General features: G+C 59.6%; 28 protein-coding genes. 17 read left to right on the top strand and 11 right to left on the bottom strand.

The window, feature by feature from the left end; genetic code table 11:
• Positions 1 to 151: 151 nt before the first annotated feature.
• Together grpE and hrcA are read right to left on the bottom strand one after the other, a co-directional pair.
• Positions 152 to 862, bottom strand: a complete 711-nt coding sequence (gene grpE / locus O3A94_08215; protein ID MDA1356238.1) for a nucleotide exchange factor GrpE — start codon at positions 860 to 862, stop codon at positions 152 to 154.
• 23 nt (positions 863 to 885) lie between these two features.
• The gene (gene hrcA / locus O3A94_08210) at positions 886 to 1,911 is read right to left on the bottom strand and encodes a heat-inducible transcriptional repressor HrcA (protein MDA1356237.1); all 1,026 of its coding nucleotides are present in this window, start codon (positions 1,909 to 1,911) and stop codon (positions 886 to 888) included.
• A 254-nt stretch (positions 1,912 to 2,165) separates the two neighbouring features.
• Between hrcA and rph the strand changes: the two genes are divergently transcribed.
• Genes rph through hemW form a run of 3 tightly spaced genes read left to right on the top strand, consistent with a single transcriptional unit; the run spans position 2,166 to position 4,713 of the window.
• Complete coding sequence (gene rph, locus O3A94_08205) at positions 2,166 to 2,888, top strand: ribonuclease PH (protein ID MDA1356236.1); 723 nt, start codon at positions 2,166 to 2,168, stop codon at positions 2,886 to 2,888.
• 18 nt (positions 2,889 to 2,906) lie between these two features.
• A complete protein-coding gene (gene rdgB / locus O3A94_08200) occupies positions 2,907 to 3,524 on the top strand; it encodes an RdgB/HAM1 family non-canonical purine NTP pyrophosphatase (protein MDA1356235.1) in 618 nt (205 codons plus the stop codon).
• On the top strand, positions 3,517 to 4,713 hold the full coding sequence (gene hemW / locus O3A94_08195; GenBank protein ID MDA1356234.1) for a radical SAM family heme chaperone HemW: 1,197 nt from the start codon (positions 3,517 to 3,519) through the stop codon (positions 4,711 to 4,713). Before rdgB ends, hemW begins: the two co-directional genes overlap by 8 nt.
• A gap of 5 nt (positions 4,714 to 4,718) precedes the next feature.
• Here hemW and O3A94_08190 read toward each other — a convergent pair whose 3' ends face one another.
• The gene (locus O3A94_08190; GenBank protein MDA1356233.1) at positions 4,719 to 6,086 is read right to left on the bottom strand and encodes a penicillin-binding protein activator; all 1,368 of its coding nucleotides are present in this window, start codon (positions 6,084 to 6,086) and stop codon (positions 4,719 to 4,721) included.
• 78 nt (positions 6,087 to 6,164) lie between these two features.
• On the opposite strand from O3A94_08190, the gene rsmI reads away from it, so the two are divergent.
• The 7 genes from rsmI to O3A94_08155 are packed head-to-tail and all read left to right on the top strand — an operon-like array spanning position 6,165 to position 11,757.
• Positions 6,165 to 7,025: a 16S rRNA (cytidine(1402)-2'-O)-methyltransferase gene (gene rsmI, locus O3A94_08185; GenBank protein ID MDA1356232.1), complete on the top strand. Its 861-nt coding sequence runs from the start codon at positions 6,165 to 6,167 to the stop codon at positions 7,023 to 7,025.
• On the top strand, positions 7,022 to 7,387 hold the full coding sequence (locus O3A94_08180) for a YraN family protein (GenBank protein MDA1356231.1): 366 nt from the start codon (positions 7,022 to 7,024) through the stop codon (positions 7,385 to 7,387). The genes rsmI and O3A94_08180 overlap by 4 nt, the downstream gene beginning before the upstream one ends.
• A 51-nt stretch (positions 7,388 to 7,438) precedes the next feature.
• Entirely contained in the window at positions 7,439 to 8,095 is a 657-nt protein-coding gene (locus O3A94_08175) for a BON domain-containing protein (protein ID MDA1356230.1), read from the top strand.
• The gene (locus tag O3A94_08170; GenBank protein MDA1356229.1) at positions 8,092 to 8,922 is read left to right on the top strand and encodes a transglutaminase-like domain-containing protein; all 831 of its coding nucleotides are present in this window, start codon (positions 8,092 to 8,094) and stop codon (positions 8,920 to 8,922) included. Before O3A94_08175 ends, O3A94_08170 begins: the two co-directional genes overlap by 4 nt.
• A gap of 1 nt (position 8,923) precedes the next feature.
• The gene (gene gshB, locus O3A94_08165; protein ID MDA1356228.1) at positions 8,924 to 9,871 is read left to right on the top strand and encodes a glutathione synthase; all 948 of its coding nucleotides are present in this window, start codon (positions 8,924 to 8,926) and stop codon (positions 9,869 to 9,871) included.
• Between the two features lie 51 nt (positions 9,872 to 9,922).
• Positions 9,923 to 10,900 (top strand): quinone oxidoreductase, encoded by a 978-nt coding sequence (locus tag O3A94_08160; protein MDA1356227.1) that lies wholly within the window; start codon positions 9,923 to 9,925, stop codon positions 10,898 to 10,900.
• Positions 10,897 to 11,757, top strand: coding sequence for an alpha/beta hydrolase (locus O3A94_08155; protein MDA1356226.1), 861 nt, complete (start codon positions 10,897 to 10,899; stop codon positions 11,755 to 11,757). Before O3A94_08160 ends, O3A94_08155 begins: the two co-directional genes overlap by 4 nt.
• Here O3A94_08155 and O3A94_08150 read toward each other — a convergent pair.
• The 5 genes from O3A94_08150 to hemE form a co-directional block, all read right to left on the bottom strand.
• Entirely contained in the window at positions 11,754 to 12,665 is a 912-nt protein-coding gene (locus tag O3A94_08150) for a DMT family transporter (GenBank protein ID MDA1356225.1), read from the bottom strand. The genes O3A94_08155 and O3A94_08150 overlap by 4 nt on opposite strands.
• Positions 12,666 to 12,768: 103 nt before the next feature.
• The gene (gene rho / locus O3A94_08145; GenBank protein ID MDA1356224.1) at positions 12,769 to 14,025 is read right to left on the bottom strand and encodes a transcription termination factor Rho; all 1,257 of its coding nucleotides are present in this window, start codon (positions 14,023 to 14,025) and stop codon (positions 12,769 to 12,771) included.
• A gap of 200 nt (positions 14,026 to 14,225) precedes the next feature.
• On the bottom strand, positions 14,226 to 14,669 hold the full coding sequence (gene hemJ / locus O3A94_08140; GenBank protein ID MDA1356223.1) for a protoporphyrinogen oxidase HemJ: 444 nt from the start codon (positions 14,667 to 14,669) through the stop codon (positions 14,226 to 14,228).
• A 24-nt stretch (positions 14,670 to 14,693) separates the two neighbouring features.
• A complete protein-coding gene (gene hemH, locus O3A94_08135) occupies positions 14,694 to 15,749 on the bottom strand; it encodes a ferrochelatase (protein MDA1356222.1) in 1,056 nt (351 codons plus the stop codon).
• Positions 15,750 to 15,752: 3 nt separating this feature from the next.
• The gene (hemE, locus tag O3A94_08130; GenBank protein MDA1356221.1) at positions 15,753 to 16,799 is read right to left on the bottom strand and encodes a uroporphyrinogen decarboxylase; all 1,047 of its coding nucleotides are present in this window, start codon (positions 16,797 to 16,799) and stop codon (positions 15,753 to 15,755) included.
• 449 nt (positions 16,800 to 17,248) lie between these two features.
• Here hemE and O3A94_08125 point away from each other — a divergent pair, with 449 nt between their 5' ends.
• Positions 17,249 to 18,073: a kinase/pyrophosphorylase gene (locus tag O3A94_08125; protein MDA1356220.1), complete on the top strand. Its 825-nt coding sequence runs from the start codon at positions 17,249 to 17,251 to the stop codon at positions 18,071 to 18,073.
• 35 nt (positions 18,074 to 18,108) lie between these two features.
• Here O3A94_08125 and O3A94_08120 read toward each other — a convergent pair whose 3' ends face one another.
• Positions 18,109 to 19,149 carry a hypothetical protein gene (locus O3A94_08120; protein MDA1356219.1) on the bottom strand — a complete coding sequence of 347 codons (1,041 nt, stop codon included), beginning with the start codon at positions 19,147 to 19,149 and terminating at the stop codon, positions 18,109 to 18,111.
• A gap of 122 nt (positions 19,150 to 19,271) precedes the next feature.
• On the opposite strand from O3A94_08120, the gene O3A94_08115 reads away from it, so the two are divergent.
• The 4 genes from O3A94_08115 to dnaQ are packed head-to-tail and all read left to right on the top strand — an operon-like array spanning position 19,272 to position 22,063.
• Entirely contained in the window at positions 19,272 to 19,874 is a 603-nt protein-coding gene (locus tag O3A94_08115; GenBank protein MDA1356218.1) for a Maf family nucleotide pyrophosphatase, read from the top strand.
• Positions 19,871 to 20,719 (top strand): shikimate dehydrogenase, encoded by an 849-nt coding sequence (locus tag O3A94_08110; protein MDA1356217.1) that lies wholly within the window; start codon positions 19,871 to 19,873, stop codon positions 20,717 to 20,719. Before O3A94_08115 ends, O3A94_08110 begins: the two co-directional genes overlap by 4 nt.
• A gap of 4 nt (positions 20,720 to 20,723) precedes the next feature.
• A complete protein-coding gene (gene coaE, locus O3A94_08105; GenBank protein ID MDA1356216.1) occupies positions 20,724 to 21,368 on the top strand; it encodes a dephospho-CoA kinase in 645 nt (214 codons plus the stop codon).
• Between the two features lie 17 nt (positions 21,369 to 21,385).
• Complete coding sequence (dnaQ, locus tag O3A94_08100; protein ID MDA1356215.1) at positions 21,386 to 22,063, top strand: DNA polymerase III subunit epsilon; 678 nt, start codon at positions 21,386 to 21,388, stop codon at positions 22,061 to 22,063.
• Between the two features lie 48 nt (positions 22,064 to 22,111).
• Here the strand turns inward: dnaQ and secB are convergent, their stop codons facing one another.
• Both secB and O3A94_08090 read right to left on the bottom strand, forming a co-directional pair.
• Complete coding sequence (secB, locus tag O3A94_08095) at positions 22,112 to 22,720, bottom strand: protein-export chaperone SecB (protein MDA1356214.1); 609 nt, start codon at positions 22,718 to 22,720, stop codon at positions 22,112 to 22,114.
• A gap of 96 nt (positions 22,721 to 22,816) precedes the next feature.
• Positions 22,817 to 23,332 carry an FxsA family protein gene (locus O3A94_08090; protein ID MDA1356213.1) on the bottom strand — a complete coding sequence of 172 codons (516 nt, stop codon included), beginning with the start codon at positions 23,330 to 23,332 and terminating at the stop codon, positions 22,817 to 22,819.
• A gap of 181 nt (positions 23,333 to 23,513) precedes the next feature.
• Here O3A94_08090 and O3A94_08085 point away from each other — a divergent pair, with 181 nt between their 5' ends.
• Together O3A94_08085 and O3A94_08080 are read left to right on the top strand one after the other, a co-directional pair.
• Positions 23,514 to 24,251 (top strand): Tim44/TimA family putative adaptor protein, encoded by a 738-nt coding sequence (locus O3A94_08085; GenBank protein MDA1356212.1) that lies wholly within the window; start codon positions 23,514 to 23,516, stop codon positions 24,249 to 24,251.
• Positions 24,248 to 25,501 carry an MltA domain-containing protein gene (locus tag O3A94_08080; protein ID MDA1356211.1) on the top strand — a complete coding sequence of 418 codons (1,254 nt, stop codon included), beginning with the start codon at positions 24,248 to 24,250 and terminating at the stop codon, positions 25,499 to 25,501. Before O3A94_08085 ends, O3A94_08080 begins: the two co-directional genes overlap by 4 nt.
• The last annotated feature ends 3 nt before the right edge of the window (positions 25,502 to 25,504 follow it).

Raw genomic sequence — 25,504 nt, 5'->3', positions numbered from 1 at the left:
TGCCCGCAAGCCCGTCTGCAACCGCCTCTGGCATCAAAATTTGCCGTTATTGCATGATTTCCGTTGATTCGCCCGATTGCCGGGTAAAATACGCCCTTCTAATCCCAGGTATTCGGCCAAATTGCCATAAATATCTGCCTCTCCCGGTAAATTAGGCAGTGGTATCAAGTTTTGCGCCGAGATTCGCGTCGTCTTCGTCGGCACCATCTTCACTGGAATTGCTTGCGCCATCGGCATCATCGCTGGGAGCAGCACTGCCGCCCTTGGCGACGCCAACCATCGCCGGGCGCAATAGACGCTCGCCGATCATGTAACCGGCTTGCACCACTTCGACGATCGTCCCGTCGGGCTGGCCGCTGTCCTTTGCCTCGAACATCGCCTGATGCAAATTATAATCGAATTTCTCGCCCAGCGGATTGACCTGCCGGACACCGTGGCGCTCCAACGTGCTCGTCATCTCGCGCGCCGTCATTTCCACGCCCTCGGCTATGGCTTTTACAATTTCGCTCTCCTCGCGCGCGTCGTCTGGAATCGAATCGAGAGCGCGCCCCATATTATCCGATACCGAGAGCATATCGCGGGCAAAGTTGGCGATTCCGTAGCGGTTGGCATCGGTGACGTCTTTTCTGGCCCTGCGGCGGACATTTTCGGTCTCGGCCAACGCCCGAAGCAGTTGATCCTTCAATTGTGCGGCACTATCGCCGGCATCCGCTTCACTTTCCTCGATCTCGCTCTCATCCTGATCGGTCGGTTGGCATGGCGCCAAAGCCTTGTCCTCACTGTTAGTTTCAATGTGCTCTCTGGGCTCTCCGGACTCGCTGGCCTGTTCGCCGCCGCCGGATTGCAGCTCCTTATCGGTCATTTGAACTTCACCTCAGTCTGTCGTTAACTCAAGATTCGCCCGATCACACTCGCGGTATGATCAACCAGCGGGACAACGCGGGCATAATTAATGCGGGAAGGTCCTATCACGCCAATCGCGCCAATAAAGCGTGAATTCTTGTCGCGATATGGGGCGACGATCATCGAGCACTCGGTATTGTGAAATAATTCGTTCTCGGCGCCGATGAAAATCTGGACGCCTTCGGCATCTTCCGTGCTTTCCAGCAATTGCACGAAACCCTCCCTGCTGTCGAGCGCTTCGAACAGGCTGCGGATGCGGTCGAGGTCGGCCATCGCGGTCACGTCATCCAACAGATTGGCGCGCCCGCGCACGATCAATGTGCCGCTTTCCTTCTTTTCGTTGGCCCAGGTGGCGAGGCCCGCTTCAACGACCTTGGTCGACAGCTCATCCAATTGGGCGCGATGCTCCAGCAATTCCGCGGTAATATCGGCACGCACTTCTTCTAGGGTGCGCCCGGAAAGCCGCGCGTTCAGGTAGTTGGCGGCTTCGGTCAGCGCTGATTGCGGCATGTCCTCGGAGAGCTTGATGACACGGTTTTCCACCACTCCGTTTTCCGTCACCATAATGGCAAGCGCTTCGCCACGCCCGAGCGATGCAAACTCAACCTGCTTGAACGGCACATCCGCCTTGGGCGCGAGCACCAGGCCAGCGCAGCGTGACAGGCCGGATAGCGCTTCCGTTGCTTCGGTGAGCAGTTCCTCCACAGTGCGGCCCGATGCATTGCAGGTGCCCTCGATGCTGGAACGCTCCTGTTCGGTCAGATTGCCGACTTCCAGCAAGCCGTCGACAAACAGGCGCAACCCAAGCTGGGTCGGCAGGCGCCCGGCGGAGGTGTGCGGCGAAAACAGTAGGCCCGAATCCTCCAAATCCGCCATGACATTTCGGATCGTTGCCGGCGAAATCGGTGTCTGGAGGCGCCGCGACAATGTCCGCGAGCCGACCGGCTGCCCGGTCTGCATAAATTCTTCGACCAGCCGGCGCAAAACTTCTTGCGACCGACCGTTCATTTCATACAACACATCAACACGCTTACATTATTGCGGATTTTATTCGTCGCCTTTGAATGTAGTGAGCCCCCCGAGCAGCGTCAACGTCACGCCAGACCCATTACCGACCGACGCCGGACCCCGGTGACGAACCGACAACAGACCGACAACGGACCGCTAACCGACCCACGCCGCATGGATGGCGGACGGATGCTGGACGGACGCCAGTCGCTCGGTTAGGGTCCGCGAAAATCACCAATGAATGGACAGAAATCATGCGCCCATCCGGCAGACGGCCCGACGAATTGCGCAAAATTTCGCTGCAGCCGAACTACAGCAAACATGCCGAAGGATCCTGCCTGGTCCAATTCGGCGATACCCATGTGCTATGCACCGCGAGCGTTGAAACACGCATGCCGCCGTTCCTGCGCAATTCGGGACGGGGCTGGGTGACGGCGGAGTACGGCATGCTGCCGCGCGCCACCGGGTCACGCTCAGGACGTGAAGCCGCGCGCGGCAAGCAGGGCGGGCGCACCCATGAGATCCAGCGCCTGATCGGGCGAAGCTTGCGCGCCGTGACCGATATGAAGGGCTTCGGCGAACGTCAAATTACGCTCGACTGCGATGTTTTGCAGGCCGATGGCGGGACGCGTACGGCGGCAATTACGGGCGCATATGTCGCCCTACATCAAGCGTTTGAAGGCCTCGTCAAAGCCGGCGAAATCGCCCGCGTTCCGCTCAATGATCAAATCGCGGCGGTGAGTTGCGGCATCTATAAAGGTATGGCCGTGCTCGATCTCGATTATGACGAGGACAGCGTTGCGGATACCGATGCAAATTTCGTTCTCACCGGCGCTGGCGGCATCGTCGAAGTTCAGGGCACCGCGGAGGGCGAACCTTTCAGCGAAGATCAATTCCTTGAGCTCATGGCGCTCGCGAAACAAGGCATCACGCATCTGACGGCACTGCAGCGCGAGACCCTAAGCGGCGGCGGCTGAGCGCCGGCGGCGGCGAAAATGGCGCGTAAATTTTCAGCCGACCGGCTGGTTATCGCCAGCCACAATAGCGGCAAGATCCGTGAAATGGTCGATTTGATGGCGCCGTATGACGTCACCGTGTGCGCTGCCGGCGAGCTCGGCCTGGCTGAGCCGGAAGAAACTGGAGCCACCTTTCTTGCCAACGCCGAACTCAAATCCCGCGCCGCGGCAACGGCCTCGCAATTGCCGGCGTTTGCCGATGATTCAGGCCTGGTGGTGCCGGCCTTGGATGGCCAGCCGGGAATTTTCTCGGCCCGTTGGGGCGGCCCCGGGCGAGATTTTGGCGTCGCCATGGCGCGCGTAGAATCAGAACTCACGAAAAACGACCATGCGCCCGAAGGCGCCGATGCCTATTTCGTCTCGGCGCTCAGCCTGTGCTGGCCGGATGGCCATTGCGAGAATTTCGAGGGCGAAGTGCACGGCAATTTGAGCTTTCCGCCACGCGGAAAACACGGCTTTGGCTACGATCCCATATTCATCCCGACCGGCTATCGCATGACGTTCGGTGAAATGCCGCCTGGCGAAAAACACGCGCTCAGCCACCGTGCGCGCGCCTTCGAAAAACTCGTGGCGGCATGTTTCCCCGGCGATGACTGAAGCCGGGCCAGCCGCCGGTGAATCATCCATAGCGCAAGACGAGACGCTTGCGGTTTACGTACACTGGCCGTTCTGCCTCGCCAAATGTCCCTATTGCGACTTTAATTCCCACGTCCGCGACGATGTCGATGATTTGCGCTGGCGCCGCGCACTCTGTGCCGAAATCGATTACGTCGCTGCCGAGACTCCTAGGCGCAATGTCACCAGCATTTTTTTTGGCGGCGGTACGCCATCGCTCATGGCGCCGGAGACCGTCGCTGCGGTAATCGATCATGTCGGTCGGGTATGGCGCCTCGATGCGGGCGCGGAAATCACACTGGAGGCCAACCCGACCTCCGTTGAAGCGGAACGCTTCACCGCCTATCACGCCGCCGGCGTCAATCGGCTGTCGCTTGGCGTCCAGGCGCTCGATGATGCGGCGCTCGGCTTTCTCGGGCGCGAGCATAGCGCGCGCCAGGCACGCGCTGCGCTTGAACTCGCGCGACGCACCTTCCCGCGCTATTCGTTCGATCTCATTTACGCCCGCCCGGAACAGAGCGCCGCGGCGTGGCGGCGCGAATTGGCGACTGCTCTCGACATGGCCGGCGAACATATTTCGCTTTATCAGCTCACCATCGAAAAGGGCACGCCGTTCTACGCGCGCCACCAGAACGGCGAAATTAAGACGCCGCCAGAAGCCGCTGCGGCCGAGCTCTTTGAAATCACCCAGGAGCTCACAGTCGATGCCGGCTACCCCGCCTATGAAATTTCCAATCACGCCCAGCCCGGCAAAGCCTGCCGCCATAATCTTTCTTACTGGCGCTATGAAGACTATGCCGGCATCGGCCCGGGCGCGCATGGCCGCCTTCAGACGGCAGATGCTGGCGCCCGCGCAACGCGCCGCCACGCCAAGCCGGAAACCTGGCTGGACGCCGTGCAACGCACCGGCCACGGCACTGCCGAGACGCGCCCCTTGTCGGCGGCGGAGCGCGCCGAGGAAATGTTGATGATGGGCTTGCGCCTGCATGACGGCGTCGATGTGCGGCGCTTAACTGCCCGCTCCGGGCTCACGCTGGCACAGGCGGTCCGGCCCGGTGCCCTGCAACGATTGACGGACGGCGGATTCCTAGCCTGTGACGGTGACACGCTGCGGGCGACGGAAAACGGGCGCACCCTGCTCAACAGCGTGCTGTCCGAACTTCTCGCCTGAAATATTTATTCGACCTTTGAAACAGCAAATCGTTCGGGCGGCGGGCTGACCACAACCACCTCGTTCCGGCCGGTGATTTCAAGTACCGCCAGACCGCGTTCGGGCAAGCCTTCGGCGGAAAATCGGAATATCCCGCCGGCTCCGAGAAAGCCACGCGGGCTAGCTAATGAATCGGAGTCGAACGCGGCGCGGCCGGCACGGCGCGCCAAAGCCGCCGCCAGGGCCGTCGCATCGTAAGCGAGGGCGGCAATCCTGTGCGGCGTATAGCCAAAGGTATCTACAAAGCGCCCTATAAAACCAACGCGCGCGCCGGGCGGCGGGCCAACATACCAGCCGCCGACCAGGGTTGGCTCGCCAAGGGTCTCGGAATTGTCCCACAAGCCAGTGCCCAAAAAGCGCACTTTGGCCGGGTCGATATCGTAATAGGGCAGCAGCGGAACGACCTGTCTCAGGCTTTCGCCGCCATCGGGCAGCAACAAGGCATCAAACGGCACATCACCCAACGTATCCAAGCCTTCGAGCCGGCGCAGGGCGCGCTTCGATATTTCGTCATCGCGCTGGCTCAAGGCGTCGCGCTGCGCCACCAGGTCGCCATGCCGGCGGTCGTAATTGGCGAGGCCGCGCACCACTTCATTGGCATCCGAGGCATCGGGTGCATAAAACGCGATGCCGGTAACATCGCCGCCAACAGCCGCCACCGCCCGACGGGTTTGCCCTGCCACCGCGCGGCCATAGGGCGTGCTCGGCGCCAGAACGGCGATCCGCATCAGACCACTGTCATATGCAAAACCGACCAGGCGGTCGATCTGCTGACGCGATGTATGGCCGAGCAGATATATACCGTCGCCGGCGACTTCGGCGTCGGTGGAAAAGGCGACAACATTCACTCCAGCGGCGCGCGCAATTGGTGTCACGGCACGCACTTCCTCGCTGAGCAACGGGCCGAGAAGAAGCGTGGCACCATCCGCCAGCAGTGCTTCTGCCGCGCGCACTGCACCGTCCGCCGTGCCACCGGTGTCACTAGGTTGCAAAATGAAATGCGCGTCCGCAACATCGAACAGCGCCAACTGCGCGGCGTCGAGAAGCGCCGCCCCTTCGCGCGCCAGCGGCCCGCTAAGCGGCAATAACAACCCAACTTTAACCTCGGTGATATCGACCAGCCGCGTTTGTTCTATTTCGGCCGCGGCCCTCTCGGATAACGCTGCGAGCGCGCGCTCCTCGCTCTTCGTGATATTCGCGTCTTGCGCTGGCGCGGATTCAACCGCCAGCGGCCCTGCGCCAGCCGTAGAAGTTTTGTCCTCGGCGCTGCGTGAGGGTAAACTCTGTGACTGACAAGCGGCCACAAGAAACGAGAGTGCGATCAGGATGGCCACACGGCGCGTTCGCATTCTCAAAGCAGGGTACCTCGTGACAAATGTGTCTCAACCAACCGCAGCCTAATTGAGGCGGCCATGCGAAGTAAACCGACATCAAAATTGCGTCCAGGGCTCTATATCGTCTCCACGCCGATAGGCAACATGGACGATATCTCGCTGCGGGCGCTCGATACTCTTGCCGCGGTCGACCGCATCGCCTGCGAGGACACGCGCCACACCCGCCATCTGCTTGATCGCCACGGTATCGAGGCGCGTTTGCTGCCCTACCATGAGCATAATGCCGAGTTCATGCTGCCCGCGATTATGGCCCGCCTGACTCACGGCGAAACCCTCGCGTTGGTGTCTGACGCCGGAACGCCTCTTATCTCCGATCCAGGCTATAAGCTGGTGCGCAAGGCCATCGCGTCCGGCATCTATGTTTCGGCGGTGCCTGGGGCGAGCGCCGCGCTCATGGCCCTCACACTTTCGGGCCTGCCGAGCAATAGTTTTATGTTTGTCGGTTTCCTGCCGCCGAAATCTGGCGCGCGACGAAATGCGCTCGGCGAATTGGCGACAATCAAAACAACATTGATATTTTTTGAATCACCGCGCCGGCTCGCGGCAAGCCTCACCGATATGGCCGCTATTCTCGGCACGCGCGACTGTTCAGTGGCGCGCGAGATGACAAAGATTTACGAAGAATTTATGCGCGGCGACCTGGCTCAGCTGGCGGCGCATTATGCGGAAAGCGGCGCGCCCAAAGGCGAGGTCGTGGTGGTGATCGGGCCACCCCTGGCGGCGCCGGAATATACCGAGGAACATCTTGAAGCCCGTCTATCCGAACTGTTGCAATCGGCCAGCGTGCGCGACGCATCTGGCCAGCTAGCGGTTGAAACTGGTTTGGCTCGGCGTGATCTCTATGCGCTGGCCGTGCGTATTAACAGCAGACAAAAGTGAGCGAGCGGCGGCGCGCTTATCTGCGTGGTCACGCGGCCGAGCGACGGTGTTCGCTGCTGCTGCGCTGCAGGGGCTGGCGTATCCTGGCGCGGCGCTACCGCACGACGGTTGGTGAGATAGACCTAATCGCCAAACGCGGCAATATCGTCGCCGTAATCGAAATCAAGGCGCGCCGCACTCTTACCGAGGCGCTCGAAGCAGTGACTCCACGCCAACAGCGGCGGATCGAGCGGGCGGCAGCGGCCTTCTTGTCCCAACATCCGAAATGGAGCAATCTGGGCTTTCGATTCGACGTCATGGCGGTGACGCCGTGGCGCCTGCCGAAACATGTGACGGACGCCTGGCGACCGGAGGCACCATAAGCATGCCGCAGCACAGGTATAGAACCCGGCGGAGATCGTGAGGAGATCGTGATGAAGCCAGAGAACGATAAACCAATCAGCACGTTGCCGGTGGCATCGTGGTGCGTCCGTCCGCACAAGATTTTGCTCACCCTGCTGCTTCTCGGTGCCTTGCCGTTGACCGGCTGCGCCTCGATTTTTGTCGGCGCGGCGACCACCGGCGGTGCCGTCGCAGTTCAGGAACGCTCGATCGGCGACGCAGTCGACGATCTAACCATCCGGGCAGAACTCAACCAGCTATTTTATGAGGATAATGTCGATCTGCTTCAGAGCGTGTCCTTCAATGTAATCGAAGGCCGCGTCCTCCTGAAGGGTGCGGTAAAAAAGCAGGAGCATAGAATTCACGCGCTGGAACTCGCGTGGAAAGCAAGCGGCGTGCGCGAAGTCATCAATGAAATCCAGGTGACCGACCAGGGTGGCATCGTCAACTACGCGCGCGATACCTGGATTTCGACGCAGCTCACGGCGGAGATGTTGTTCGACAAAGACATTCTGTCGATCAATTACAATATTGAAACGGTCAATGGCGTCATTTATGTCGTCGGCATCGCCCAGGACCAAGCCGAATTGGACAAAGTGGTCGACCATGCGCGGCGCATTGAGAACGTCAAACAGGTAGTAAGCCATGTGGTCATGCGGGATGATCCGCGCCGGACGCCAGGGCCGTGACCGGCAAACGCGACCATATGGCGGCGCTCAGGCTCATCGGCCATTTGCCGGATGATCGCATTGACCTCGCCGAGGCGGCGTTGATTCTGGGTGCGCTCGACCGCCCCGGCGTGGCGCTCGAGCCGTATCATGAACATTTGTCGAACCTCGCAGCGGACGCGCGGAAGACGTCCGACGAACATGATTTTCTTGAGACACGCACGTCTACGATTAACCGGCTGATGTTCGAAACGCATGGCTATAAGGGCGATATCGAGACATACGACAGTCCGGAAAATGCCAATTTGTTGGACGTGATCGATAGGCGTGCCGGGCTGCCGGTCAGCATCGGCATCCTCTATGTCCATGCCGCGCGCGCCAGCGGCTGCGATATCACCGGGCTCGCGTTTCCGGGCCATTTTCTGCTGCGCGCCACCGACGGCGCGGCGCGCATTATCATCGATCCCTTCCATGGCGGCCAAGCTCTCGAAGCCGGGCACCTGCGCGATTTGTTGAAACAATTCATGGGCGCCGATGCCGAGCTTATGCCGCGCCATCATGCGCCCGTCGGCAACCGCGATATTTTGTTGCGACTGCAAAACAACATCAAGGGGCGGGCGCTAAAGGCGGACGACACCGTGCGCGCCAGCGAGATTCTTGAGCGCATGGCGCTGCTCGCACCGGAAGTCGCATCCGTGTGGCAGGAGTTGGGCATTCTTTCGGTACAAACCGGAAATTTGCGCCGCGCGGTGAGCGCCCTCGAAACCTTCCTAGATTTGGCGCCTTCTCATGATGAAGAGCACGAAGCCCAATCCTTGTTGAAACAAATCAAGTCGAGCTTGAATTAACATGGGTCTCGCGGTCGCCATCCAAATGGATGCCATGGACAGCATCAACATTGCAGGCGACAGCACGTTTGCGTTGGCCTTGGAAGGACAGGCGCGCGGCCATGCCCTGTTTCATTATTTGCCCGCCGATCTCTCCCTGAAACAGGGCCGCGTGATCGCTCGCGCACGGCCGCTCCAGGTCCGCTCTCAGGTCGGAAATCACTTCGCAGTCGGCGAAGCCGAATTGCTCGATCTGGCGACCATGGATGTGGTGCTGATGCGCCAGGACCCGCCGTTCGACATGTCCTATATCACCGCCACACATCTACTGGAGCATATTCATCCCGGAACGCTGGTGGTCAACGACCCGGTGCATGTAAGGAACGCGCCCGAGAAATTGTTCGTCACCCATTTCGAAAACGTGATGCCGCCCACCTTGATCACCTGCGACGCGGCCCTGATCCATGAATTCCGCGCCGAGTATTTGGATATCATCGTCAAGCCGCTGTTCGGCAATGGCGGCGCCGGTGTGTTTCACATCGGGCCCGACGACGAAAATCTCAATGCGCTGCTGGAAATGTTCACTGGTCTCTACCGCGAGCCGATCATCGTGCAAAAATATCTGCCGGAAGTCCGCCTGGGCGACAAACGCATTATCCTGGTTGATGGCGTCGCGGCCGGCGCGGTCAGCCGCGTCCCCGCCGCCGGCGAGGCGCGGGCTAACCTGCATGTTGGTGCCCGCGCCGAAAAAACCGAACTTACGCCACGCGAGCATGATATTTGCGCCGCCATCGGTCCGGCGTTGCGTGAGAAAGGTTTGATTTTCGTCGGTATCGACGTGATCGGAGATTTTCTAACCGAGATCAATGTGACCTCGCCGACCGGTATTATGGAAATTAACCAGCTTGACGATGCGCGCCTTGATGCGCTTGTTTGGGACGCCATCGAGGCGCGCGTAGGCGCCCGTTAGAGCTAGCAAAACCCGCGGGGCAATCGCCGCAGTTTATTTTGGAGACAGCACATGACCAAAGCCATACGCCTGTATGAACAAGGCGGGCCGGAAGTTTTGAAATATGAGGATGTCGATGTGCCGGCGCCCGGTGCCGGTGAGGCGCAAGTGCGCCATGTGGCGATCGGCCTCAATTACATCGACGTCTACCTGCGCTCCGGACTCTACCCCGTGCCACAATTGCCGTGGACCATCGGCATGGAAGGCGCCGGCGTGGTGGAGGCAATCGGCGAGGGCGTTAGCGAAGTCGCGGTCGGAGACCGGGTCGCCTATGCGGCGCCGGCGCCGTCAGGCGCCTATGCGGAAGCGCGCAATATGTCGGCTCAATATCTGGTCAAATTGCCAGACGCTATTTCTTTCGAACAAGGCGCAGCAATGATGCTGCAGGGCATGACGGTGGAATATCTGATCCGCCGTACCTATCCGGCGAAGGCCGGCGAAACCGTGTTGGTTCATGCCGCGGCCGGCGGCGTCGGGCTGATTCAGTGTCAATGGCTCAACCATCTCGGCGTGACGGTAATCGGCACCGTCGGCAGCAGCGAAAAAGCGGCGCTGGCAAAAGCCCATGGTTGCCACCATACAATCAATTACCGCAGCGAAGATTGGGTCGCGCAGGTCAAGGAATTGACCAATGGCGAGGGCGTGCCGGTGGTCTATGATTCCGTCTGCAACGACACCTTTCAGGGCTCGCTCGAATGTCTGAAGCGCCTCGGCATGATGGTCAATTTCGGCCAGGCGTCGGGTCCCTACAATGAATTCCACACCGGCATGCTGGCGCCGAAATCGCTTTTCCTTACGCGCCCGACCCTGTTCGCCTACAACGCGACGCGGGCAGAATTGGAAGCATCCGCCACGGCCTTGTTCGACGTTGTCGAAAGTGGCGCCGTCAAGATCGAAGTCAATCAAACCTATCCGCTGGCGGAAGCCGCGCAGGCTCACCGCGATTTGGAAGCGCGCAAGACCACGGGATCGACGATTTTTGTGCCGTGACCACATCGGATAACCCGACCCCGCCGGCAACCCTGGAAGCCGAATACAATATCCGCGCCCGCCATCCCGATCATCAAAGCGTGCGCGATGGCTGGGCAGCGGCGAGTGCGAAGGCGAAAGCCAGCCTCGATTGGCAAGAAGATCTGCGCTACGGCAAGGCGCCGCGCCAGCAGCTCGATTTGTTTCCGGCACGTGCCGCTGCAAGTCCCCTACTGATTTTCATTCATGGCGGCTATTGGCGCTCCAACGAGAAGACCAATTACGGCTTCATCGCAGCACCCGTCATCGCCCGCGGCGGCGCGCTGGCCAACATCAATTACGGGCTGGCGCCGGATACGCCGATGGGCGAAATCGTCGCGCATGCGCGTGACGCCGTCGCCTGGCTTTATGACAACTCGGCGGCGGGTAATTTCGACCGCTCACGAATCCACCTTGCAGGGCATTCCGCCGGCGGCCATCTCGCAGCCGAGTTGGTGGCAACGGACTGGCCGGCGCGCGGCCTGCCGGCAGATATCATCCGCGGCATCACGGCAATAAGCGGCCTGTACGATTTGGCGCCCCTAATCGAGACATCGATAAATAATGATCTTGGGCTCGATGCGAAGAGCGCGCGGCAATTCAGCCCGTTGTTCCGCCTGCCGCGCGCCGGCGCGGCGTTAACCGTGGCCGTGGGCGCTGACGAAACCGATGAATTTTTGCGCCAATCGCGGGTCTATGCTGAACAATGCCGCGCCGCTGATCATGCTACTGACCTGCTCTATCTCGAGGGCTGCAATCATTACACCATTCTCAGCCAGCTCGCGGACGCTGACGCGCCGCTTACCCAGGCCGTGTTGGCGCAGATGGGCCTCGTTTAGACTGTCCCCGGTCCTTGGGTCGCCCGGCGCCGTACCAGCGCTTCGCGGCGCGCCACATATATACCACTTACGATGATGACGGCAGCGCCGATCCAAGTCCATAAATCGGGAAACTCGGCGAACACCAGATATCCGACAACCGTCGCACCGAGCAATTGGCCGTAATCGAACGGGCCGATAAACGACGCCTCAGCATGCTCATAGGCCTTAATGACAAAGAGATGGCCGAGGCCGCCAAGAAAGCCGAGGCCGCCAAATATCAGCCAATCGAGCCAACCCACGGGCGTTTCCCAGAAAAACGGTACCGCAATGCTGGAAACCACTAGAGCGATCAGGATTGTGTAGACTGCGGACACGCGGAAATCGTCGTGATCTGCGGCGCGGCGCGTCAATACCTGATAGAGAGCGTAGAAACACGCTGAGGCGAGGATCAGCACTGCGGCCCAGTGCGTGCCATCGGCGCCCGGGCGAATAATGATCAGCGCCCCGGCAAAACCCGCCAGCACAGCCAGCCAGCGCCGGATACCAACGCGCTCGCCCAGCAGTGGGACGGCAAGCGCCACCACGATGAGCGGCCCGGTGAAGAATATGGCGGTGGCGGTCGTCATCGGAATGTAAAGCAGGCCGACGACAAAAGTGGTAAGTGCGCACAATTGCAACAGAGAGCGCGTGAGTTGCAGCTTGAGGCGGCGCGTCGCGAATAGCCGCAGGCCGAGCCCCGGCATGAATAACAACACCATCCACAGCAGGTGAACGACCGAGCGAATCCAAATGATCTGCACCAGCGAATAATCGGCGGACAGATATTTGACCGAGGCATTGAGCAACGGAAAGATGACGACCGCCGTCGCCAACATATAAAGTATGCCGCGCAAGGGAATTTGGCGGCGCTCGGCGGCGTCTGTCATGGCTCGGCCTTAGCCTATGGCGCGTGAAAGAGACCGCGGCCGGGATTGCTCGAACAACCGCCGGGTTCCTGGTTAGGCATTCGCAAATTAGGCATTCCCAGGACTAGGCATTCATCGAATCGAAAAAGTCTTGGTTGTTTTTGGTACCTTTGGTCTTGTCGATGAGGAATTCCATGGCATCCACCACGCCCATCGGCATCAGGATACGGCGCAGGACCCACATCTTCGAGAGCGTGGCCTTGTCCACCAACAGCTCTTCCTTGCGCGTGCCGGAGCGCGCGATGTCCATGCTCGGCCAGGTCCGCTTATCAGCCAACTTGCGGTCAAGTATGATTTCCGAATTACCGGTCCCCTTGAACTCCTCGAAGATCACCTCGTCCATGCGCGAGCCGGTATCGACCAGGGCGGTGGCGATGATGGTCAACGATCCACCTTCCTCGATATTGCGCGCGGCACCAAAGAAGCGCTTAGGACGCTGCAAGGCGTTGGCGTCAACACCGCCAGTCAGCACCTTGCCGGAAGACGGCACGACCGTGTTGTAGGCGCGGGCCAGGCGGGTGATCGAATCCAGCAGAATCACCACGTCGCGTTTATGCTCGATCAGCCGTTTGGCTTTTTCGATGACCATTTCCGCGACCTGAACATGGCGGGTAGCGGGTTCGTCGAAGGTCGAGCTGACCACCTCGCCCTTCACTGAGCGGGCCATGTCGGTGACCTCCTCCGGCCGCTCGTCGATCAACAGAACGATCAATATGGCTTCGGGATGGTTGGCCTCAATGGAATGGGCAATATTTTGCAGCATCACGGTTTTGCCGGTGCGCGGCGGCGCAACGATCAAGGCGCGCTGGCCCTTGCCGAGCGGCGCCACCAAATCCAGGATGCGCCCAGTCGTGTCCTTTACCGTCGGGTCGTTGATTTCGAGGGTGAAGCGATCGTCGGGATAAAGCGGAGTCAAATTATCGAAATTTACTTTGTGCCTGATTTTCTCGGGCGGATCGAAATTGATCGTCTCCAGCTCCAGCAACGCAAAATAACGCTCACCATCCTTCGGCGAGCGAATCGGTCCCTCCAGCGTATCGCCGGTTCTCAGCGAAAAGCGCCTGATCTGACTGGGGCTGACATAAATATCGTCGGGCCCGGGCAGGTAACTCGCTTCCGGAGAGCGCATAAACCCAAAACCATCTTGCAAGGCTTCCAGAACGCCGGAGCCAGTGATGACCTCATCATTATCGGCGAGCTGCTTGAGAATGGAAAACAGCAGATCTTGGCGACGCATGGTGATGGCATTCTCGATTTGCAAATTTTCGGCAAACTCGAGCAATTCTTTAGGGGATTTAGTTTTGAGGTCCTGGAGATGCATGGCGGGGATAACCTGACGTGAAAGGCGGGAGAGGAATTTGGATGATCACATAACGGCGCGCTTTGGCCGAATAACGGTGATTTATCGGGAGTAACTTGGAGAGACTGGCGCACCGGGCGATCTTCCGTGCCCGTTCCTTGCGTTCAGCGGGCGGATTATCGAACACAGGCCGCGAATGTCAAACAAAGATTAACCGAAACTCAAAATGGCTTGACCACAACGAAGATCACGATGGCAATCAGCGCGAGTGTCGGCACTTCGTTCACACGCTTATAAAACCGGGCGTCGAAACGATTTTCCCCGGCTGCGAAGGCAATCCGCCAGCGCTCCAAAAAATGATGCAGCACCACCAGTAGAGCGACAAAAACGAGTTTCAGATAGATCCAAATATCGCCTGACCAGTCCACAACATTGGTTTGGGTCAGCAATGCGCCACCAAATCCCAGGCTCAGGATCATTGCCGGATTCATGATGGCGCGCAGCAATCTGCGTTCCATGATCTCGAAGGTTTTCGCTTGCGGAGAACCGGCCTCGGCAGCGCAGTGATAAACGAAAAGTCGCGGCAGATAGAGCAAGCCGGCCATCCATGCCACTACCGAAATAATGTGCAGAGCTTTTAGCCAAATATAAATATCGCCTGCCATGTGATTGCTCCGGACGCGCTGCCGTCAACCCGCCACGAGTGGGCAGCCCGAATGCGGCGCCGGACACACCCGGTCAGCGGACAACGAAAACATGCTGTCGCAGTGCCCGGGTGCGCGTTCCAGACATTGCCGGGTCAAATCCGCCAGCGCCGCAATAAACGCCGGGTGGCAAGCCACGGCAGGCACGCGATGATAGGCGGGGACGCCGCAACTTTCCGCCAGGTCGCGATACTCAATATCGAGCTCGACCAGCGTTTCCGAATGTTCGGAAACGAAGGCAATAGGCGCGATCACCAATGCCACACCATCGGCTCCGGCGCGGCGAATTTCATCGTCAGTGGCTGGGCCAATCCATTTCATCGGCCCAACGCGGCTTTGATAACACAACCGCCAGTCCAAATTCTCTATTCCGAGGCGGGCGACGATATGGGCTGCGGTCTGCTCGACCTGCCAGGCATAAGGATCGCCGCGCTTCACGATGCGCTCAGGCAAGCCATGCGCCGACAGCAACAAGCGGACCGGCCCGCGCGCCGCGGCTGTGCTCAGGAGCGGCGCGATCAGGTCGCCCTGTGCCTCGATCAATCCTTTGGCCGTGGCGTAACAGCAGAGCGCCGTGCTCGTCACCCGCGGCGCCAGGAGGCCAACTTTTTTTGCCGCTCGATACCAATCGACCAACGAAGACTTTGTCGTCGCCGTCGAGAACTGAGGATAGAGCGGCAGCAGCACGATGTTATCCGGCGCAAATCCTCTGACTTCCATCGCCGCCACATCGCTTCTCGGGTGCCAATAGCGCATGGCGGTAAACACCCGAACCTCGCCCAAATCGGAGAGCGCCGCCTGCAAGGCTTCGGCTTGCGCCTGGGTTTGCTCGACGATTGGGGATTTACCGCCGATCTGGCGATAGATCTCTTGCGCGATGGGCGCACGGCGGCGCGATATCCGCGTTGCAACCCAGTGACGTAATAGACGCGGCAGGCGGATGATTGCCGGGTCGCTAAACAGGTTGAAAAGGAACGGCTCAACCGCTTCGAGCGAATCCGGCCCACCCAAATTGAACAGCACAACAGCGGTCCGCGTCATCGCCTAGGCTCTCCAACCGCGAATGAATTCTGACAAAGCGGCAACATGTTCGGGCGGCGTTTGCGGCACGATGCCATGACCAAGATTAAACACGAACGGCTTACCAGAAAGCGTCGTTAATATCCGCTCGGCCTCTTCGAACAATGGTGCGCCGCCACAGACGAGGAGTAAGGGATCAAGGTTACCTTGCACGACCGCATGCGGCTGAAGGTGCGCAGCGGCCCAGGACAGCGGCATCGTTGAATCCAGTGACACGGCCGAGATATCCGCGCTCTCCGCATAGGCGGCATAAGAAACGCCGGCGCCACGCGGGAATGCGATAACCGGCACGTCCGGATGTTTCTGCCGGACACGCCTAACGATTTCAAGAATTGGCGCCAGGCTCCAGCGCTGCAAGGCGATCTCCGGCAACACGCCTGCCCAGCTGTCGAAAATTTGCACAACATCAGCGCCGGCATAGATCTGGGCCAACAGGTAATCGGATGTCGAATCGACTAATAAGTTAATCAGGTTTTGAAAGGACTCAGGATTCTGAAACGCCCAGGTTTTAGTCTTGGCGAAATCCCGGCTGCTGCCGCCCTCGATCATATAGGTGGCAACCGTCCACGGCGCACCGGCGAAACCGATCACGGTAGCGGTGGCGGGCGCACGAGCATTGATACCCTTCAACGTTTCGAACACAGGAGACAAATGGGCGAGAAATTTTTCACGCTCATAAACTGGCAGGGGATCGCGCTGGTCCAGCGCATCAAGCTTTGGGCCCTCACCCTCAACATATCTGAGGCCGATTCCGAGCGCATCAGGCACCACTAGAATATCCGAGAATAAAATTACGCCATCCATGTCATAGCGCCGGAGCGGTTGCAGGCTGACTTCAACGGCAAGATCGGGCGAGTAGCAGAGATCAAGGAAATCGCCGGCCTCGGCCCGCAGCTTGCGATATTCCGGCAAATAGCGCCCAGCCTGGCGCATATACCAGAACGGCACGGGCGTCTGACGCACGCCCCTCAGCGCCGAGAGCAACGGCTTGATGCCAGCTTCGGAGTTCATGAAAGAATCATCCAGATGGTCACGAGAATCGGCTTATGAACAGATATGCGAATGCCTACTACTCTTACATTCTTATAAAAATTAAAGGTAGTGGTAGTTGTAGTAGGACGGGGGAAACCGGGGATTAAGCTGTTATCCCCAGCATCACCGGCAAACAGGCAAGAGGCCAGGCACCTCTTCGCATCGGTGGATGGCCTTGGGATATCACGGGCGTGATGTTCCAACCAACCGAAAATTAATGCGAAAATTAGCCGCGGGACAAAGCGGGGATTGGTGGGATAAGTTTCTCGCGAAAATACATATCCCCGCAAACGAAGGGACTTCTGATTTTGAGCATAAGTCCTCTCTATCGCGGCGCGTCGTTTGCTGACGAATCCCGGCAGATGGCCGATTGCAAAGCTGTTCACAATGCATGATAGGCTTATACACAAGGCGGTGAAGGATAGGATATGAGCGTTAAAAGTTTTCATCTCCACCTTGTTTCCGACGCCACAGGCGAAACCGTTATCACGGTGGCGCGCGGCGCGGTGGCACAGTTCAGCGATGTCGAGGCGATCGAGCATCTTTGGTCGCTGGTGCGGTCGAGAGATCAATTAAAGCGCGTTCTTTCCAGCGTTGCGGCAAATCCAGGCGTGGTTATGTTTACGCTGGTCGATCAGGAACTACGCCAAGCGCTGCAGGAAGGCTGCCGCGAGCTCGACATACCCTGCATCCCTTTGCTCGATATGGTGATCGCGACCTTGAGCCAGTACCTCGGCGTTGAAAGCCAAAACTTGCCGGGCAGCCAGCATGTCATGGATGCGCATTATCTTGGCCGGATCGACGCCATGAACTTTACTTTGCAGCACGACGATGGCCAGGCCACCGGTTCGTTAGAGGGTGCCGATATCGTGTTGGTCGGCGTGTCGCGCTCGTCCAAGACGCCAACTTGCTTTTATCTCGCTAACCGTGGATTCAAGACGGCGAATGTGCCCGTCGTGCCCGGTTGCCCGCTGCCGCCGGAGTTGGAGTTTCTCAAGCGCCCCCTGGTCGTCGGCCTCACCTGCGGCGCCAACCAGCTGGTCGATATTCGCCGCAGCCGGTTGCGCATGATCGGCCAGGACGAGGAAACGGAATATGTTGACCCCGTGGCGGTGCGCGAAGAGGTGCAACATGCGCGGCGAATGTTCTCCAGGACGGGATGGCCGGTGATCGATGTGACAAACCGCTCGATCGAGGAAACGGCTGCCGCAGTGCTGCAGCTTCACGCCAAGCATATCGACGGCGAGGATTAACCCAGCGCGTATGCGCGGCCTACCCCGTCCCTCACTTAGTCACCCACCCAGTCAAAGGAGAGGGCAGGTGCATGATGTCCTGGCAGCGGCAGCAAGGTCTGTTCGGTGATTGCCAACCAAGGCTGATTGAGACCGCTATCGGGCCGCGCGGTTGATTCTGCCGGGAGCGGCCGCGCCGCGGCGGTGCGGCACAATCGCCCGCGATAACACACAATAGACTCGTCATTTGCGCCGCGCCCGGCATCGATCACATAATTCTCAAGGTCTTCAGCACCGATAGCGCGCAGAGTTTTTGTCTTCACCCGGATCAGTAGATGATGGGTGACGGACTCACTGTCATCAAGCATGGTGAGGCGGCAATCCTCCTGGCAGGTGGCAAAGACGGCAAATCGAGAAACGTCTGCGCCGAGCAGTTGGGCAGCCATGGCCGCGGCACATTTTCGCCCCGATGCATTGGCCCCAAAGCCGAAATATTCGAAATATTTACGCTCCAGCATCTCAGCATGCGCCTCGCCACTTTCGTAGAGCGTGCGGCGGATATATCCAAGGTCACTGGCGAGCAGGCGCACCGCATTGTCCGTCAGCCGCTCAACCTTCACATGCATATGGCTAAGTGTAATTGGCGAAGACGGGCTCGCGCGCTGCATTAGCAGGGCATAATCCAGATCGAGCAGGCGGTCCAAGAGTGCGGGAAACCCAGGGTCTCCCATTGCCAGGCTGACGGGTGGGGGCAATGCCATGGCGATTTCAGGCGCCAGACGGGACAGATTATCGGCGCTCAGTTCATTGGCCCGGCGGAACCGGATATGCTTGCGTAAGTTCGCCGGCAACGCCCCGTCGACAATCAGGACGAGCGCTGAACGCTGAAACGGATGCTCGAATGACGCCATGCTGGCGCCGGGCTGCAAACTTTCGCGGGCGGCAAAAGGGTAGGGTTTGGCGTGCCGCACAAAGCTGTGGTAACTCTCTATCAACGTTGCTTGAATCAGAAATTCGCTGAGTTTATCGCGCGTTGCAGTGAAGGAGGAAGCGCTGCCCTCCATCGCGGCGTCGGGGGATGCTGAAGCGGTCGCCATGTGTGCGAAATTCCGTTTTGCACTGACGAATTTGTCAGCAAAGGTAAAGCTGTAATCGTCAGCAAGGGTAAAAGCTCTTGAATCAGGTGGTCAAGGGGAATCGCCGGAGGTCGAAAATTATCGTGGATGACAGTAAAGAATTGTTGATTTTGGCGTCTGCCAGTACGGCTCGGGCCCAACTCCTACGCGGCGCCGGCCTCACTTTCGAAACCCGGCCCTCCGATGTCGATGAAGACGAACTAAAGACGACGATGAAGGCGGAGGGCGCGGAGGCAACGGCAGGGGCGCTGGCGGAGCTGAAGGCGCGCCATGTCGCAAAGCAGGCACCAGGCTCTCTCGTCATCGGCGCCGATCAATTGCTCGATTGTAAGGGTGATTGGTTCGACAAGGCGCGAGATCGCGACGATGCCGACAAGCAATTGCGATTTTTGCGTGGCAAAGACCACCGCCTCTTCACGTCGGTGTGCGCCGTTCAGGACGGTGCCTGCCTGTGGCGCTTCACCGGCGCGCCGCGGTTGAAGATGCGCGATTTTTCCGACAGCTTCATAGAAAGCTATTTGGAGAGCGCCGGTGACGAAGCGTTCGGCTGTGTCGGCGCTTATCGCTTGGAAGGTCTGGGCGCGCAATTATTCGCCGAAATCGAAGGCGATTATTTCACCATTCTTGGCCTCCCCCTGTTGCCGTTGCTTGACTTCCTGCGCAGCCGCGGAATCGTCGCGGCATGATCGGCAGCGGAAAAACCCGCCTCGCCGGTGTGATGGGATGGCCGGTAGCGCATTCGCGTTCGCCTCGTGTGCACGGTTTTTGGTTGGAGCGCCATGGCATTGACGGCGCTTACCTGCCGCTCGCGGTGCAGCCGGATAATTTGCAGGCCGCGCTGGGCGGGCTTGTGGCTTTGGGCTTCAGCGGTTGCAACCTCACGATTCCCCACAAAGTGGCGGCGTTGGATTTGGTCGGCGAAATCAGCCCGCTCGCGGCGCGGATTGGCGCCGTGAATACCGTGATCGTGAAGACGGATGGCACACTCCGCGGTGACAACAGTGATGCATTTGGCTTTCTCGAGAATTTGCGTGACGGAGCGCCGCAGCTCGATCTTACTTCGGGCCCGACAATCGTGTTGGGCGCGGGCGGCGCGGCGCGCGCGGTATGCGCCGGATTGTTGCAGTCAGGCGCGCCTGAAATCAGAGTTTTAAATCGCACCATGGCGCGCGCCGAAGCATTGGCCAAAATATTAGGGCCCGCCATCAAGCCGGCGCCATGGACGGAGCGCCATGCTGCCCTGCAAGACGCCGCGCTTTTGATCAACACCACCAGCCTTGGCATGACCGGCCAGCCGGCGCTCGAAATCGATCTTTCGCTGCTGCCGAAACGCGCGGTGGTGAATGATCTTGTTTATTCGCCGTTGACCACCCCGCTTCTCGCCGCGGCGCGGGAGTGCAGCAATATCGTCGTCGATGGCCTCGGTATGCTGCTGCATCAGGCGCGGCCGGGATTTGCCGCTTGGTTCGGTGTCGAGCCGCAAGTCACGGCGGAGCTACGTGCCTTCGTGACAGTCGATTTGGCGGGCTAGAAAGATGATGATACTTGGCCTCACCGGTTCGATCGGTATGGGCAAGAGCACGGCGACACGGGCCTTTGCCCGTCATGGCGCCACGATCTGGGATGCCGATGCTGCAGTACACCGCCTGATGGCGCGTGGCGGCGCGGCGGTGACGGCGGTGACGGCGGCATTTCCCGAAGCGCGCGTCGAGGAGAGTGGTGATGTAGCCGTGGATCGCCCGACATTGGGAAAATTGGTATTTCAGGACGCAGTAGCGCTGCGACAGTTGGAATCCATCCTGCATCCCATGGTGCGGCGCGCCGAACGCAGATTTCTCGCCACCGCCAAGAGCCGCCGCTGCCGGCTTGTCGTTCTGGACATACCTCTGCTGTTTGAAACCGGCGGTGATGCGCGCTGTGACGCCACCGCCGTGGTCTCTGCCCCGGAATTCGTCCAGCGCGCCCGCGTGTTGGCGCGCGCCAACATGACAGTGCACAAATATGACGCGATTTTGGCGCGGCAAATGAGCGATGGGGAAAAACGTCGGCGCGCCGATTTCGTAATCCGGACAGGGCTGAACAAAAGGGATTCCGAACAAACAATTAGACGCGTCGCCGATATTCTTGTGGCGCGGCGCGGCACCCATTGGCCGTTATGTTGGCCCGCCACGGCGAGCTGAAGTAAACTCAGCCCATCATGCGGGAAATCGTTCTGGATACTGAAACCACCGGGCTTGACCCGCTTCGCGGCGATCGCATCGTCGAGATCGGCTGCGTCGAGTTGGTCGATCATGTAGCCAGCGGCAAAGTCTTTCAGAGTTACATCAATCCACAGCGTGAGATGCCGGAAGGCGCATTTCGAGTGCATGGCTTGAGCGCACAATTTTTGGCCGACAAGCCGCTATTCGCTGCCGTCGCCGATGAATTTATCAGCTTTGTGGCTGAAGACACGCTGATTATTCATAATGCCGCCTTCGATCTCGGCTTCCTGAACGCGGAATTAGAGAAGTTGGGCAGACCGGTTTTGCCGCCGGCACGGGCGATCGACACGGTGTCGCTGGCGCGGCGCAAATATCCCGGCGCTCCGGCCAGCCTTGATGCCCTCTGCCGGCGCTTCGAAATCGACAATTCACAGCGCACAAAACATGGCGCCCTGCTTGATGCGGAACTGCTTGCAGAAGTTTATCTGGAGTTGATCGGCGGCCGTCAGGCGGCCCTTGTCCTGTCCAGCAGCCAAGCCAAGCGACCGGGAGAGGACGGTGAACTGCATATCAATGACGCCAGAGCACCGCGCCCGCATAAACCGAGCACCGAGGAAAAAGCAGCGCATGCGGCGTTTATCGCCACCCTGGACGATCCGATCTGGAATAGTTGAGGCGCCGCCGTTGACGCCGTCGTTGGCGCCGGCGCTGGCGCTGTTGGACTAGGCGTCGCTATTTGCGGCCAGAGACTGTTGTTGCTGACGGTAAAGTGCCATGAAATCGATCGGGTTGAGCATAAGTGGTGGAAATCCGCCATCCCGCGTGGCGTCGGACAGAACGCGCCGCGCAAACGGAAACAGCATGCGCGGACATTCGACCAGAAGCACCGGCTGTAGAGACTCTTTGGGCACCCCGATGACCCGGCAGACCGCGCCGTAAGTGAGATCCACCATGAACAAGGTGGTTTGTCCGTTCTTGCCGCTCGCCGTGATATGCAGGGCGACTTCGTAGGTATCGTTCTGTAACGGGCGCGCTTGAACTTCGACATTGACCTGGATTTCAGGCGCCTTCGCCGCCGCGACAAGACTACCCGGGGCGCCGGGATTCTCGAACGACAGATCCTTAACATATTGCGATTGGATGCCGATTTGCGGGGCACTGGTCGGCGCTGCCGGTACTGTGCCACCGGCGTCATCACTCGCAGCACCCTCGGCCGTACCGGTTTCCGCGGCTTGCGCATCGGCGCTGGCGGATGTTGAATCCTCTGCCGGCGCGTCTGCTGCCGCTGCTTTTTTGCTTTTGCCTTTATCCGTCTTCTCGCTATCGCTCATCGCTGAATACCTTTCGTCAAATAACGTCAATTTGGCAGAGATTTCCCGGCGCGCCACGGAAATGCTCGGGAAAATGAGACTAACATACCCGACGTCTTACTCTCTATCGATACGCGGTGGTGGAATCCCGGACTGGCCCCCAGGTTGGCCGGGTGAATCATCCGCGCCTTGTGAACTGCTGATATCTTCGAATTCACCATCGATAACCTTGTCGGAGGCGGCGGCGGCGCCCGGATCCGTTGGCCGGTATTTGTCGCGCAAACGTGCCCGAATGGCGAGCAAAAGCAGGCCGAGAACCAAGCGGCGGAGAATGGGTATGAGCAACAGCGCGCCGAGCGCATCGGTAATGAAACCTGGCGTCAGCAACAACAGTGCTGCAACCACGAGCACGGCGCCCTGCGCAATTTCCGCCACCGGCATCTCGTGCCGTGCAACTTGTTCACGGGCCCGCTCGATCATTTGCCGACCCTGATATCTCAAGATCGTGCCACCAATTATAGCGGTTCCGAATATCATTGCGATGGTCGGCCAGGTTCCGATTTGGCCGCCCACTTCGATAAACAGGAATATTTCGGCGGCCGGAATTGCGAGGAAGAGGAGGAGCGGGATCATGGCAGAGCTTGCGGTTTCCGTAGTGAAGGTCTATTTGTTATATGGTAGAGCATGCCGTGAGCGGTGCTATGTGCGGCTTAAATTTTATACGGCGCCTCGACCAAGTATGTGCTCGACAGACGCGATGCATCGTTCATTGGTTGATTTCGTGAGCCGGGCGCTCAGGCAAGAGTAAGGGAATATGTCTGACGGGTTCCAATATTTCGACATAATATTTTTCGCCTTGATCGCGGTGTTCGTGATTCTGCGGCTGCGCAGCGCACTTGGCCGGCGCACGGGGCAGGAACGTCAGCGCCCCAGCGATATCTTTTCACGTTCGAACGAAGCTGAAGAGCAAAATACCGGCAAGGTTATTCATCTGCCGGGTCATGGCGATGAATCCGAAGACGACCTGTTCGAGAAGGAATTGTCGGATGTTGGCGATCGCGAGGTATCTCAGCCCGACTTGAAACAAGACGCAACCGACGACATTCGCGTCGGCTTGATGCGCATTCGAGCCGCCGATCCGGATTTTAGCCCGCGTCAGTTCGTGACCGGCGCCAAGGGTGCTTTCGAAATGATTGTTGAAGCCTTCGCCGCCGGTGATACCGCGACATTGCGACCGCTTCTTGGCGACGATGTTTATGACCAGTTCGCCGATGTCATCCGGGCGCGCATCGCCGCCAAGGAAAGCGTCGAGACCACGATTGTTTCGCTTGATTCCGCCGCCATCGATGCTGCCGATCTGAAAGGCAGCACGGCGCGGTTGACGGTTCGCTTTCGCAGCCAGCAAATGACCGTTACCCGTGATGAAAACGGTGAGACGGTGGAAGGCGAACCCGAATCCATTGTGCGGGTGGTCGATCTGTGGACGTTTGCCCACAACACGCGCTCCAGCGATCCGACTTGGGCCTTGATCGAGACCCGTACGCCTGATTGAGCACGACCGTGCCGCACGCCGGGTTAATCGCTTGGGCCACTTGGGCGACCTTCCTAACAACGCTCGTATTATTTACCGCCTGCGCGCCGCTCTCGAGTCCAAAAACCTCACTTGAGCCGCCGCCGGTTGATCGGCTGCACCTGCGCGCCGCATCATTCACCGATTTGCCGGGCTGGGACATCGACCAGCAGGGCAATGGCTTGCAGGCATTTCTCCGCTCCTGCGATAAGCTGCTGCGGCGTGACGCCAGCGCCAGCCTCGGAGGCGCGATCCCGGGCAGCGCCGGCGCCTGGCAGGGTGCTTGCGAAGCGGCCGGAGCGCGCGATACGCGTGATCACCAGGCCGCGCGTCTGTTTTTCGAAGATTGGTTCCAGCCCTACGCGGTGCTCAACAACGGCCGCGAAATGGGCCTGTTTACCGGCTATTTCGAGCCCGAATTGCAGGGCTCGCTGACGCCCGGAGAGGGCTATGACATCGCGCTCTACCGCCGTCCGGACGATCTGGTTTCGGTTTCACTCGGTCGTTTCCGTGAAGCCATGGCGGGCGAGCGCATTGCCGGGCGCGTCGTTGACGGTGCGCTCTTGCCCTATCCCACCCGGGCGGAGATCGACACCGGCGCGCTTGCCGGTCGAAGCCTGGAGCTGGTTTGGGTCGATAGCGCGGTCGATGCGTTTTTCCTCCATATTCAGGGCTCGGGCCGGGTCCGCCTGAAAGATGGCGGCGCGCGGCGCATCGCCTATGCCGCCAGCAATGGCCAACCCTATCTTGCTATCGGCCGCAGCCTGGTTGAACGCGGCGCCCTGACGCGGGAGGAGGTCACCATGCAGTCCATCCGCGCCTGGCTGGAAGACAATCCGGCTGGGGCGACGGCGGTGATGCAGGAAAATAATTCGTTTGTCTTCTTTCGTTGGTTAGACGGCAAGACGGCCGAGCTCGGGCCGGTGGGTGCGCAAGGCGTGCCGCTCCTGGCCGGGCGTTCGCTGGCGGTGGACCGCAAGTTCCTACCGCTTGGTGCGCCGCTTTGGTTGGCGGCACAAGCGCCGGACGGCGATCCGTCAAGGCCTGACCAAATGCTACGCCGCCTCATGGTGACCCAGGATACCGGCGGCGCCATCCGTGGCCCGGTGCGCGGCGACGTGTTTTGGGGAACCGGGCACGACGCCGGCGAAATCGCCGGGCGAATGAAACATCAGGGCCGGTATTGGCTGCTCCTGCCACGCGACCTCGACGTTCAGGCGCTGGTCAACTAATCT

It is taken from the genome of Pseudomonadota bacterium (genome assembly GCA_027624955.1).
Classification (GTDB): domain Bacteria; phylum Pseudomonadota; class Alphaproteobacteria; order UBA828; family UBA828; genus PTKB01.
Note: the sequence above shows the minus strand (reverse complement) of the source record. Positions and strands in the feature narration are given on the sequence as shown.